This is a genomic window from Ensifer sp. LBL (assembly GCF_050435225.1).
Classification (GTDB): Bacteria; Pseudomonadota; Alphaproteobacteria; order Rhizobiales; family Rhizobiaceae; genus Ensifer.
The window spans coordinates 694975-706983 of record NZ_JBNDJY010000005.1 but is presented as its reverse complement, the minus strand read 5'-3'; the positions used below and the strand labels follow the sequence as shown (position 1 = coordinate 706983).

The 12009-nt window shown below is 62.1% G+C and carries 9 protein-coding genes; 8 read left to right on the top strand and 1 reads right to left on the bottom strand.

Annotated features, from left to right (window positions below; genetic code table 11):
• From OKW20_RS23180 to OKW20_RS23170, 3 genes are all read left to right on the top strand, one after another.
• The coding region (locus OKW20_RS23180) for a VCBS domain-containing protein (protein ID WP_429175776.1) at nt 1-3722 on the top strand (3722 nt) is incomplete at its 5' end.
• Nucleotides 3723-3794: 72 nt separating this feature from the next.
• The gene (locus OKW20_RS23175; protein ID WP_043612139.1) at nt 3795-4160 is read left to right on the top strand and encodes a hypothetical protein; all 366 of its coding nucleotides are present in this window, start codon (nt 3795-3797) and stop codon (nt 4158-4160) included.
• Between the two features lie 10 nt (nt 4161-4170).
• On the top strand, nt 4171-5388 hold the full coding sequence (locus OKW20_RS23170; protein ID WP_429175773.1) for an ABC transporter substrate-binding protein: 1218 nt from the start codon (nt 4171-4173) through the stop codon (nt 5386-5388).
• A 92-nt stretch (nt 5389-5480) separates the two neighbouring features.
• On the opposite strand, the gene OKW20_RS23165 is transcribed toward OKW20_RS23170, so the two are convergent.
• Nucleotides 5481-6227 carry a GNAT family N-acetyltransferase gene (locus OKW20_RS23165; RefSeq protein ID WP_429175770.1) on the bottom strand — a complete coding sequence of 249 codons (747 nt, stop codon included), beginning with the start codon at nt 6225-6227 and terminating at the stop codon, nt 5481-5483.
• 186 nt (nt 6228-6413) lie between these two features.
• Between OKW20_RS23165 and OKW20_RS23160 the strand changes: the two genes are divergently transcribed.
• From OKW20_RS23160 to OKW20_RS23140, 5 genes are read left to right on the top strand one after another with little or no spacing between them, the layout of a single operon-like run.
• Nucleotides 6414-7463 carry a LacI family DNA-binding transcriptional regulator gene (locus tag OKW20_RS23160; protein WP_429175767.1) on the top strand — a complete coding sequence of 350 codons (1050 nt, stop codon included), beginning with the start codon at nt 6414-6416 and terminating at the stop codon, nt 7461-7463.
• Nucleotides 7464-7465: 2 nt separating this feature from the next.
• Nucleotides 7466-8431, top strand: a complete 966-nt coding sequence (locus OKW20_RS23155; protein WP_429115093.1) for an ABC transporter permease — start codon at nt 7466-7468, stop codon at nt 8429-8431.
• Nucleotides 8431-9333, top strand: a complete 903-nt coding sequence (locus OKW20_RS23150; protein WP_291151043.1) for a carbohydrate ABC transporter permease — start codon at nt 8431-8433, stop codon at nt 9331-9333. Before OKW20_RS23155 ends, OKW20_RS23150 begins: the two co-directional genes overlap by 1 nt.
• A 49-nt stretch (nt 9334-9382) precedes the next feature.
• Nucleotides 9383-10804, top strand: coding sequence for an extracellular solute-binding protein (locus OKW20_RS23145; RefSeq protein ID WP_429175762.1), 1422 nt, complete (start codon nt 9383-9385; stop codon nt 10802-10804).
• A complete protein-coding gene (locus tag OKW20_RS23140) occupies nt 10794-11999 on the top strand; it encodes an ADP-ribosylglycohydrolase family protein (protein ID WP_429175759.1) in 1206 nt (401 codons plus the stop codon). The genes OKW20_RS23145 and OKW20_RS23140 overlap by 11 nt, the downstream gene beginning before the upstream one ends.
• Nucleotides 12000-12009: the final 10 nt, after the last annotated feature.

Genomic DNA, 12009 nt, shown 5'->3' with positions numbered 1-12009 from the left:
TCGATACGCTCGACACCCACAGCGCCAGCTTCAAGGCGAACGGCAACGGTTATCTCGGCAAGTTCTCGCTCGACCCGGTGAACCAGACGGCCAATACTGTCGCCTGGACCTTCAAGGTCGCCGACGGCGTCATCGACTCGCTGCAGGCCGGGCAAACACTGACGCAGACCTATGACGTCACCGTCGATGACGGTCATGGCGGCACGGCGACGCAGACGGTGACGATCGTGATCACCGGCACCAACGATGCGCCGATCATTACCTCGGGCGTGCAGAACGTGACGGTGACCGAGCGTGCTGACGGCGCGGACGGCGAGAATGCGGTGGTGCATGTTCAGGGCGGCACGGTGGCTTTTGCCGACGTCGATACGCTGGATGAGCATAGCGCCAGCTTCAAGGCGAACGGCGACGGCTATCTCGGCAAGTTCGCGCTCGACCCGGTGAACCAGGCCGGCAATTCGGTCGGTTGGACCTTCAAGGTCGCTGACGGTGTGATCGACTCACTCCAAGCTGGTCAGACGCTCACGCAGACCTATGAGGTGACCATCAACGATGGCCATGGCGGCACGGCAAAACAGACCGTGACGGTGGTGATCACCGGCACGAACGATGCCCCGGTCATTACCTCGGGTATTCAGAGCGGTGCGGTGACAGAGATCGCCGACAAGGCGACGGGTGAGAATACTGTGACGCATACACAGGGCGGCACGATCGGCTTTTCCGACGTCGACACACTGGATCAGCACAGCGCCAGCTTCAAGGCGAACGGCAACGGCTATCTCGGTACCTTCTCGCTCGGTTCGCTGAACCAGACAACCGACAAGGTCGGCTGGAACTTCCAGGTTGCCGACAACGTGCTGGACTCGCTGCAGGCCGGCCAGACGCTGACGCAGACCTATGACGTCACCGTCGACGACGGCAAGGGCGGTACCGCGACGCAGACGGTGACGATCACGATCACCGGTACCAACGATGCCCCGGTCATTACCTCGGGTATTCAGAGCGGTGCGGTGACGGAGATCGCCGACAAGGCGACGGGCGAGAATACGGCCACGCACACGCAGGGCGGCACGATCGGCTTTTCCGACGTCGATACGCTGGATGAGCACAGCGCCAGCTTCAAGGCGAACGGCAACGGTTACCTCGGCACTTTCGCGCTCGACCCGGTCAACCAGGCGGGCGACAAGATCAACTGGAGTTTTAATGTCGCCGACAGCGTGCTCGACTCGCTGCAGGTCGGTCAGACGCTGACGCAGACCTATGACGTCACCGTCGACGACGGCCAGGGCGGCAAGGCGACCCAGACCGTGACGATCACGATCACCGGCACCAACGACGCTCCGGTAATCACCTCGGTCGCACAAGGCGGTGCGGTGACCGAGATCGCCGACGGGGCGACAGGCGAGAATACGGCCACGCACACGCTGGGCGGCGCGGTAACTTTTGCCGATGTCGATACGCTGGACACGCACAACGCCAGCTTCACGGCGCAGGGCAACGGCTATCTAGGCACTTTCTCGCTCGGCTCGCTGAACCAGTCGAACGACTCGGTCGGCTGGAGTTTCAATGTCGCTGACAGCGTGCTGGACTCGCTGAATGCCGGCGAGACGCTGACGCAGAAGTACGATGTGACGATCGCTGACGGCCATGGTGGCACGGCGATACAGACGGTAACGATCACGATCACTGGCACTGATGATGGCGTCAGCGTCAACGGGCTGTCGTCCAGCGCCGAAGAGACGGTTTACGAGAAAAATCTCTCGGATGGCTCTTCGCCGAATGTGGCTGCACTCACGCAGACCGGCAGCTTCTCCGTGACGACGCCCGACGGGCTCGCCGGCCTGAAGATAAATGGAACTGCGGTCGTGACGGGGGGCGCCTACGCCGTGGGCTCTACGGTAGACACGGCACTCGGACTTCTGACGATCACCGGCTACACGCCGACGACGGTCAATGGCACGGTGACGGGCGCAACCTTCACCTATAGCTATCTGCTGCAGGACAACAGCTTGGGACATACTGCGGCTGGAGCCGACAGCGGGGTCTTCGATAACTTCGTCGTCGCGGTGACCGATGAAGATGGCTCGACGAGCAATGCCACGCTCAACATCCGGATCGTCGACGATGTCCCGACCATCCAATCCATCAGCAGTGCCTACATGGGCAACGGTACCGGCGCGCTGGAAGGTGTCATCAATGCGACGCCAGGCGCCGACGGCATCAAAATCTACAAGATCGACAGCGTCGGTGGGCTGCCGGCCGGCTGGACCACGACAGGAACGGGCACCGGACAGGTGCTGGTCAAGGACAGCCTTGGCGCCAGCATCTTCCGCCTGACGACCAATCCCGACGGCACCTATCAGCTGGAGCAATTGAAGGATCGCCCCGGGGAGGAAAAGACCGTCGACGGCAACAGCGAGATTTCCAATAAACCGCAGGAAGAATATGACTTCGGCTTTGCGGAATTCGAGGCACTCGCAAGGTCCGGAGGCTCCGATCCGAAGTTCAATGCCTATTCCGTCAAAGACGGAAACGAGTTTGGCATCGGCAACACCTCATTCACGGCCAACGAGAAATTCAGCATCACTCTGGAAGCCGACGTCACATCGTTTACACTTCAGCTCGGAAAGGTTCAGAGCGCCGGGACCATTGAGATCAAGGTCAGGGACGGCAACGGTGCGCTGATTGCCCTTCCCGATCCCATAACCGTGGCCAAGGGCCAGGAAAGTATAACGATAACCTCAAGCGTGCTTGGCAAGTTCGACTATATCGAGCTCGTCGGCAAGGGTGACATCGATCTCGCCTTCAAGCCGGTGTTCAGCTACGTCGAGTCGGCCACCAAGTCGGATTTGACACTCACCTTTGGAATTACCGGGCAAGACAAGGATGGGGATCTGTCGAACTCCTCAACGCTCACCTTTGTGTCCGATGGCTCTGGCAGCATCACGGGCAGCGCCGGGAACGATGTCATCCATGGCGGTGCCGGCGATGACAAGCTTTACGGCCTGGCGGGCAACGACATCATCTATGCAAGCGCCGGCGACGACGACATCGATGGCGGTGCAGGCACCGACCTGCTCAATTTCTCCGACGCGACGGGACCCGTCACGTTTACCCTGGTGCAAAGCAGTGGAGAGACCGACGCAGATCTGTCCAGTGTCGGTCTGGGCGAAGAAGACTACCGCAACATGGAAGGTGTCATCGGCTCGGACTTCAACGACAGGCTCTACGGAAGCGCCTATGGCGACATTCTGGCCGGCGGCGCGGGGAACGACACGCTTTCGGGCAATGGCGGGAATGACACGCTCTATGGCGATGCCGGCAACGACACGCTGATTGGCGGTTCGGGTGACGATATCCTCTATGGTGGCATGGGCGTCGACAGGCTGACCGGCGGGTCGGGCGACGATACCTTCGTGCTCGATGCAAGAGACCTTCAGCTCGACATCGCCGACGTCATCACAGACTACGACAGCAAGGACGATTTCGTCGATCTGTCCGCGCTGCTCGGCAATCTTCCGGCAAACACACAGCTGGATGGCGACTATGCCCAGGTGGTTCAGGACGGAAAGAACGCCAACCTGCAGGTGGATACCGACGGCAATGGCGGCAGCGACGGCTGGCATACGGTTGCCGTGCTGGAGAACTTCAATGTCTCGACGGACGTGGTGAAGGTCCTGTTCAACGATAACGGGACGAAAACGTCTCAAGACGTCCACTAACGCAAGGTCGATCTCGACAGTTCAGCGGTTCTCGGCAATCATCCGGGAACCGCACATTCAGGGGGAGCTTTCATGAGCAGAAGCATGCTGGCGGGGATAATGCTCGCACTGTTGCCCGTATCCAGTTTCGCGGCGGACCTTATCGGCGACTATGCGCCGGTGGCCCGGCAGTGCACCGAGATCAGCCAGTCCGCGCTGACGGTCGATCAGGACGTGGCGACGCTGACCAGGGAGGTCGTGTCGCGCATGGACGAGGCGATCGCTGTTGCTGACGATCCGCGCTGGATCGCCTCGACGCGACCGGCCTTCGTCTGGGCGTCGGAAACCAAGGTCGCCTGCGGCAAGGCCTACGGCTACCTGCAATCCAGCTGGCGCGACGAGGACTACATTGCCAAGTGCGATTGCTTCTACGCCAAAATGCGGCACTTCATGAATTGAGACAGCCTGTATGATCGACATGCCCCACGTTGTGGTTTCCCCGGCACGGCGCGTGTCGTCGTGCCGGCAATGGCTGGCACTCGGCGTGCTGGTGCTTAGCGTCCTTTCCGGCTGCCAGGGAGCTCCCTCCGCTCCTGAAGTGCTCGACGTCGAATCTCCACAGGCAAGGCATGCCCGGCGCGCGGCCGAGCATGCGGTGAAGCCGCAGGAGAGCTTCGGAAGCGGCGCAACACGCATCGGGCTCATCACGGCACTGATGGCGCCGTCGGGCGAAACGGTGCGCGAACGCGACATTCGCGACGGTGCGTCGCTCGCGGTGGACGAGGTGGGCGGTGGTCAACTTTCGCTGCTGGTCGAAAATACCGACGGCTCGCCGCAGCAAGTCCAGGACGCCGCCAAGCGTCTCGCCGGCCAGAATGCGGCGTTGATTGCGCTAACGGTTGCGGACGTGCCTGTCGGCACCGTCCGCCAGGGGCTTGGCGCTTCGCGCGCGCCGTTGCTGGCGTTGCGCGGCAACGGCGCCGAACGGCCGGCCGGCACCTTCGCCTTCGTTTCCGACCGCATCGACAGTGCTGTCGAGGGCGCGTCCTATGCTTTCGCCTCCGGCCGCAAGCGGCTGGTGGTGCTCTTGCCCGGCGATGTCTCGGCCGCCGAGCGGCAAAGGCTGGACCGCGGCCTGGCGGGCTATGGCATCAAGCCGACGCTCGTCGCCGCAACCGGTACGACCACATTTTCGAATGACGCCGCCGCCAAGGCGAAACTCAAGGACATCGATGCCGTTCTCCTGCTCGGGTCGGAAGGCGGCGAGGTCGCTGCGCTGTCGCAGCTCAAGGCCAACGGCTATCTGAAGCCGAACGCGATGGTCGTCGGAACGTCCGGTTGGACGAATACCGCCTACAAGCGACCCGAATTTGCCGGGAGCCACCTTTGTCTGTTCGGCCCGGAGAACGGCTCGCGGATGACGTCGCGCTTCCTCGATCGCTACGAGCGCGCGGCAAGTGCGGACGCGGCCTATGGGTTCGACGTCATCGCCCTTGCAGCCGGTCTCGTGCGGTCCCAGGGGGAGGGTGCCATCAACCAGGAAAGTATCCGCGCGCCGAACGGCTTTGTCGGTGCGGCCGCCACGTTCCGGTTCACACGCGACGGCTCGGTGCAGCGAACCTGCGCGATATATCAGGTGACCGCCGGCAGCGTGAAGCTTCTGGATCCTGCACCCCGCTCGTTCTGACGGGTCTTGCTCACTGAAAACGAATGCGGCGACGGTCGTGGTTGGCGTGGCGTCCTGGGGTAAGAGGCAGACGGGAGCGTAGCACTTAAGCTTCAGGATATCCGCAAGCTGGCGCCGCGTAGCCGCAGGCCGAGGCGGGCGGCGACGCGTTGCGATGAGACGTTGTCTCGATCGGTGCTGTAAAACAGGGTGCGGGAGCGAAGTGTCGGCAGCTGTGACCAGCCGGCCGTCGCAGCGGCGCCGAAACCCTGTCCCCGAAACGCCTTGGCGGTCACAAGTCCGAGTTCGGCCCCGGTATCGGCGAGCCGTGCCGCAAATGCCAGCGAGGCAACCTCGCCGTCGACGATGGCAGCGCACCAGGGCGTCCAGAAGTCGGCCACCTCGCGGAAGCCAAGGTCGAACCAGGCCTTGGGAATCCCGTCCGTCGCCCAGCTTCGCATCATCCCTGCGCCTTCTTCGGAGTCGCTGCCAGCGAGCCGTGCGTCGCCTCGATAAGGGGTGTCGTGCGGCAGCTCGAAGACAAGGCCGAAACTATGTTCGGCGGGTCCGTCACCACCAAGCAGCGACAGATAGCGCTCAAGGTGCACCGGCGTTTTGGGATGGACGAAGGGCGGTTCGGATGCGGCGAGCCCTTCGAGTTCCGCGACCAGACCGTCCGGCAGGTCCGCGCGTGTTGCGCACAGGTTTGTCTCCGCGCACCCGGCGAGCCAGAAGCGCGGGCCCGGCGTCTGATCCGGATCGTTCTCGCACACGATCCGCCCGTCGGGGCGTGTTCGAAACAATGTGTGGAAGTCTGTTTTCAGCCAATGGCTTGCTGGAATCATGAGGCGATTGTTCAATAGTTTCCCGCATCCGTCGAGCCTGTTCCAGAGAGCCCTGCAGGATGGATGCGCCGATCGGTGACGGCGGACCTTCAGTCCAGGCGGGATATTTCATGTCTTGCCAAAGTCCAAAATCTCATGGTAACGTTCCCACGAGCTTGAGGCCTGTCACATTTGATGATGGCTTCGGGCCCGGGAGGAAACATGAAGAACGGACCCCGGCAGCGGGCCACCATTATCGACGTCGCGGAACGGGCGGGGGTCTCGAAGAGCACGGTTGCGCGGGTTCTGGCCGGTTCTGCCAGCATTTCCGACGAGGCCCGCGATCGCGTGCTGAAGGCCGTTGCGGCCACCGGCTACGAGCGCAATCATCTGGCCGTCGGCATGCGCTCGGGGCGCAGCGGTCTGCTCGGCCTGGTCATTCCCGATATCACCAACCCCTTCTGGGCCGAAGTCGCCCGCGGCGCCCAGGATCGCGCCGCCAAGGACGACATTTCGCTCCTCGTCTTCTCGTCGGATTGGGACGCCGGCAAGGAAGCGACGCATCTGCGCGCCCTGCGTCGCGCCCGCGTCGATGGCGCGATCATCAACCCGGTCGCCGACAATTTCGATGATCTCGATCGCTTCGGCTTGCCCTTCGTCTTCATCGGGTCGAGCGCCGAGCGTTTCCCCGACACCTTGAGCGTCGGTTCGGACATTGCCCAGGCAGTCCGCCTCGGCATGGACATTCTCGTCGAGCGTGGACACTCGGCGCCGGCTCTGATGCTCGGTCCGCGGTCGCGTCTTGCACGCGCGCGGTTTCTGCGCGCCGTGCACGAGCATTGCGTGGCGCGCGACCTCGATCCCGACATCCTGCAGGTCGAAGAATCCGACTACACGGTCGAAGGCGGACGAAAGGCCATGGGGCGCTTGCTTGCCGGGCCGTGGAGAGGCAGCCGCGCCGTCTTCGTCGCCAACGATCTGATGGCGCTCGGCGCCATGATCGCCGTTCGCGAGGCAGGGCTTCGGTGTCCGGAGGATATTTCCATTCTCGGCTTCGATGGCATTCCGGCGGGAGCCTTCTCCTGGCCGGGGCTGACGACGATCGAAAAGCCTGGTCGGCAGATCGGCATTCGCGCGGTCGAATGCCTGCTCGATCAGATTGCCGGTCGCCCGGAGCACGGCCGGATTTTTCTGCCGTGCCGACTGGTCGAGCGCGGTTCGCTTGCCGATGTCTCGGCCTTGGCACCCGTGCGCGCGGCGGCAGGGAGGTAACAATGACCGTAAGCAACGATCTTGTAGCGGATGCAGCCATGCCACAAAGTGGGAACGTTCCCAAAGTCCACCGGCAAAGCTTCACGAAAAGCGTGCGGCAATGGTGGCCCTATTACCTGATGATGGCGCCGGGCCTGATCTTCTTCGTGATCTTCCATTACTTCCCGATCTGGGAAGCCAAGATCGCCTTCGAGCAGCTGCGCATCATTCCGCCGAACATCTGGGTCGGGATCAAGCATTTCCAGACGCTGTTCTCCTCGCCGATCTTCTGGCAGGTGCTGGCGAACACGCTGATCATCTCGACGATGAAGATCGTCTTCTTCTTCCCGATCCCGATCATCGTTGCGCTTTTGCTCAACGAGATTCGGGGCGGCGCTTTTCGCAAGTTCATCCAGTCGGCGATCTACCTGCCGCACTTCCTGTCCTGGGTCGTCATCGCCGGCGTGTTCATTGCCGTGCTCTCGCCAAGCGACGGTGCGGTCAACGATGTCATTGGTTTCTTCGGCCTGCAGCCCGTCTCCTTCATGACCGATACCGGTTCGATCCGCTGGGTCCTGGTCTTCTCGGAGATCTGGCGCTCCGCCGGCTGGGACAGCCTGCTTTATCTCGCCGCCATCATCGCCATCGACCAGGAACTCTATGACGCGGCCGAGATCGACGGTGCCAACCGCTGGCAGAAGATCCGCTACGTCACCATTCCGGGCATCGTGCCGACCATTGCGACACTCTTCATCCTGAATGCCGGCATGTTCCTGAACGCCGACCTCAATCAGGTGATCAACTTCTCCAACGACGTGGTGCGCGCCAAGATCGATATCATCGACACCTATGTCTACCGCATCGGCCTGCAGACCGGCGAATACTCGCTGGCAACGGCCGCGGGTCTCTTCAAGGCCCTGCTCGGCATGCTGATGATCGTCGCCGCCCACCTTCTCTCGAAACGTCTTACTGGCAAGGGGGTATGGTGATGGCCGCCCACAACGTTCGCAGAACGCCGCTCGAGCGGCTCGAATATGCGATCATCGTCTCGACGCTCATGTTCCTTGTCGTCCTGACGGTCCAGCCGCTCTTGAACCTGCTCGCCATCTCCTTTTCGGATCCGGGCAAGGTTGCCGGCATGAGCGGCTTGACGGTCGTCCCGAATGGTTTCTCGACCGAAGTCTGGAACCTGCTGATCAACAACTCCGCGGTCCAGCGTGGTCTCTTCAACTCGATCTTCATCACGCTGGTCAGCACCTTTCTTGGTGTCGTGCTGACGGCGCTGATGGCCTGGGCGCTTTCGCGTCCCGGTCTGCCCGGCCGGCGCATCATCTTCGTCTTCGTGCTCGTCACGATCGTCTTTGAGCCCGGCATCATCCCGGACTACTTCATCAACAAGCGCCTCGGTCTGCTCGACAGCTACTGGTCGCTGATCCTCTTCAAGGTCGTCAACGCCTGGTACCTGATCATTCTTGTACGCTTCTTCGAGGAAGTGCCGAAGGAACTGATCGAGGCGTCCGAACTCGATGGCGCCAATCCCTTCCAGATCTTCTGGTACGTGGCGCTGCCGCTCGCCAAGTCGGCGCTCGCGACCATCGCGCTCTTCTACTTCGTCTTCCATTGGAACGAGTTCTTCCGGGCGATGATCTACCTCAACGACCAGTCGAAGTGGCCGCTGCAGGTGGTGCTGCGCCAGTTCGTGGTCGAGGGCGACAAGCTCGCCATGGTCGGGGTCGTCGACAGCAACAACTACACCGGTGCGAGCCAGATCAATATTCGCGCGCTGAAGGCCGGCATGATCCTGCTGACCATCGCGCCGATCCTCGCGATCTACCCACTCATTCTGAAGTTCTTCACCAAGGGCACCATGAGCGGTGCGCTGAAGGGCTGATGATGCAGAACCCAGAGATAAAAGCCAAAGCATATTGGGAGGAACAAACATGCTTGGAAAACTGATCCTTGGCGCAACCACCGCCATGGCATTGATGGCGAGCGTTGCCATGCCCGCCTTCGCCGATCCGGTGACGATCCGGGTCGTCTCGAAAGACCTGACGACGAGCAATCCGGACGACGTCAAGCTGATGAAGGCTTATGAGGAAGCGCTGAAGGCCAAGGGCACGGACATCCATATCCAGGTCATCGACCTGCCGTCTTCGGGCTATGCCGACAAGCTCAGCGCCATGCTTTTGTCCGGCGATATCCCCGACCTCATCTATTTCCAGGGTGGCGACACCAAGATGGCCGAGCAGGGCGTGCTCGAGGACTGGAACAACTGGCTGCCGAAGACGACCTATCTGAAGGACGCGCTCTTCCCGCACAATGTCGAGCGGCTGAAGAACTACCCCTATCTGCTCTATGTCTACCCGCCGCGCATGCCACAGCCGGTGATCCGCACCGATTGGCTGGAAAAGTCTGGCGTTGCGGCGCCGAAGACGACCGACGACTACGTCTCGCTCTTCAAGGCGATCAAGGACGGTGACTTCGACGGCAATGGCAAGGCCGACAGCTACGGCGTGACCACCGCCGACAATACCCAGGAACTCGATGCCATCTTCAACCAGGCCTTCGGCGTGACCGGCACCTGGATGAAGAACGAGGCCGGCGAGTGGATCCATGCCCGCGTTTCAGCTGCGGAAAAGGCAAAGATCGGCTTCTACGCGTCGCTGCGTGAGCAGGGCCTCTACGATCCGGAATTCATCACCACCAAGTGGGACGTGAAGGAAGACAAGTTCTACTCCGGCCGTGCCGGCGTGATCTTCGGTTCCTCCGCGGAAGTCATCGACATCTATGGCGGCAAGATGCGCCAGGCCCATCCCGGTGTGAACCTGAGCCTGCTTTCGCCACCGAAGGGTCCTGGCGGCCAGGGCCTGATGGCGCTCGACGTCTCCAAGGAAGCGCGCGGTCTCGCGATCGCGACGACCTCCGAACACAAGGAAGAGGTCGTCAAGCTGCTCGACTTCATCGCCAGCCCCGAGGGCCAGGCGATCGAGCGGCTCGGCTTCGAGGGTGAGCAGTACACAAAGGACGGCGAAACCATCAAGCCGACCGACAAGCTCGCCACCTGGTATGCCCGTTTCCTCGTTGCCGCCAACTGGCAGCCACCGGTTCAGTGGCTCAGCGAAGCCGCGCAGCAATCGCTGAAGACGATCTCAGCCGACTTCAAGCCGGACAACGCGTTCGTCTGGCCTGCTGAATACGCCACCGACATCGACGCCACCGAAAACGTCTACCGGGCCTGGGTTTACAAGTTCGTTTCCGGCGAAGCCAAGATGGACCAGTGGGACCAGTTCGTTTCCGAGTGGAACGCCGCCGGCGGCGAGAAAATGACCGAATATGCAAGGACGGTTCTCAATGACAAATGATGCTCAAGGGCTCTCCCTCAAGGGACGGGTTCGGGCGCTTCTCTTTGGCGTCGCTTACGGCGACGCCATCGGGGCGCCGGTCGAAAAACTCTCCGCCGCGGAAATCCGCGAGCGCTATGGCCGGGTGGCGTCACTCGATACCGAGTGGCACCGCATGAAGCAGAGCGAGGCGGCCCGTAACGGCCGTGTGCGTGGCGGTGGCATCGTCACCGACGATACGCTGATGACCCTTTGCGTCATGTCGATCTACGACGACGTCAAGCGCCACCTCGATGCCTGGGACATGGCGTCGGGCATGGTGCGCGAGATCGCCTGGACGCCGCGCTGGGTGCCGGAACTGCAGCGCGAAACGATGCTGATCGAGCGTCTGTTCTACCCGGAGAAGTGGATCTTCCAGCGCCATCAGCTTTCGGGCTGCGACCCGCGCCAGGGCGGCGTCGGCAACATGGTGAACTGTGGTGCTGCGATGTATATCGCGCCGATCGGCGTCGCCAATGCCTGTGATCCGAAGGCGGCCTATGACGAGGCAATCGCCTTTGCCTCCGGCCACCAGCAGAGTTTCGGCCTGGAGGCTGCCGGCGTACTGGCAGCAGCAGTCGCTGCCGCTTTCGTGCCGGGCACCACGCTCGATGCGGTCATCGAAGAAACGCTGGCCGTGGCCAAGGACGGAACGCGTGACGCGATCGCCGATATCGTCGAGGCTGCGCGCTCATTGAAGGGTGCTGATCACGCCACTGTCGTCGCCGAATTCCACCGCATCATCGCGCGCTATTCGCCGATGGGCGACGACGTGCAGCACACGCCACAGAAGGCCGGCATTGCCACCGACGCCTACCAGCCGTCGCGTCTGCACGCGATCGAGGAACTGCCACTGGCGCTCGGCTTTGCCGTCGTCAATGACGGTGACTTCTACAAGTCGATCATCGACGGCATCAACTCCGGCCGCGACACGGACTCGATCGGCGTCATGGCCGGCGCGATCCTCGGCGCCATGTACGGCGAAAGCATTATCGACCGGGCCATGGTCTCCCAGCTCGACCGCGTCAACAAGCTCGATCTCTACCGATCGGCCGATGCCTTTACCGCAACGGTGACCGCAATCCAGGCAGCCGACCACAAACGCGAAACGGCGCGGGCCGCGGCGCGCGCGGACCTCTTTGCCGCTCCCGAGTTCACCCAGGTTTCCAGTCTCTAGAATTCGAAAG

Excerpts from the sequence above, each read along its gene's own strand:
- OKW20_RS23175 (WP_043612139.1), top strand. The coding sequence starts at position 3,795 with ATGAGCAGAAGCATGCTGGCGGGGATAATGCTCGCACTGTTGCCCGTA.
- OKW20_RS23170 (WP_429175773.1), top strand. The coding sequence starts at position 4,171 with ATGATCGACATGCCCCACGTTGTGGTTTCCCCGGCACGGCGCGTGTCG.
- OKW20_RS23160 (WP_429175767.1), top strand. The coding sequence starts at position 6,414 with ATGAAGAACGGACCCCGGCAGCGGGCCACCATTATCGACGTCGCGGAA.
- OKW20_RS23155 (WP_429115093.1), top strand. The coding sequence starts at position 7,466 with ATGACCGTAAGCAACGATCTTGTAGCGGATGCAGCCATGCCACAAAGT.
- OKW20_RS23150 (WP_291151043.1), top strand. The coding sequence starts at position 8,431 with ATGGCCGCCCACAACGTTCGCAGAACGCCGCTCGAGCGGCTCGAATAT.
- OKW20_RS23145 (WP_429175762.1), top strand. The coding sequence starts at position 9,383 with ATGCTTGGAAAACTGATCCTTGGCGCAACCACCGCCATGGCATTGATG.
- OKW20_RS23140 (WP_429175759.1), top strand. The coding sequence starts at position 10,794 with ATGACAAATGATGCTCAAGGGCTCTCCCTCAAGGGACGGGTTCGGGCG.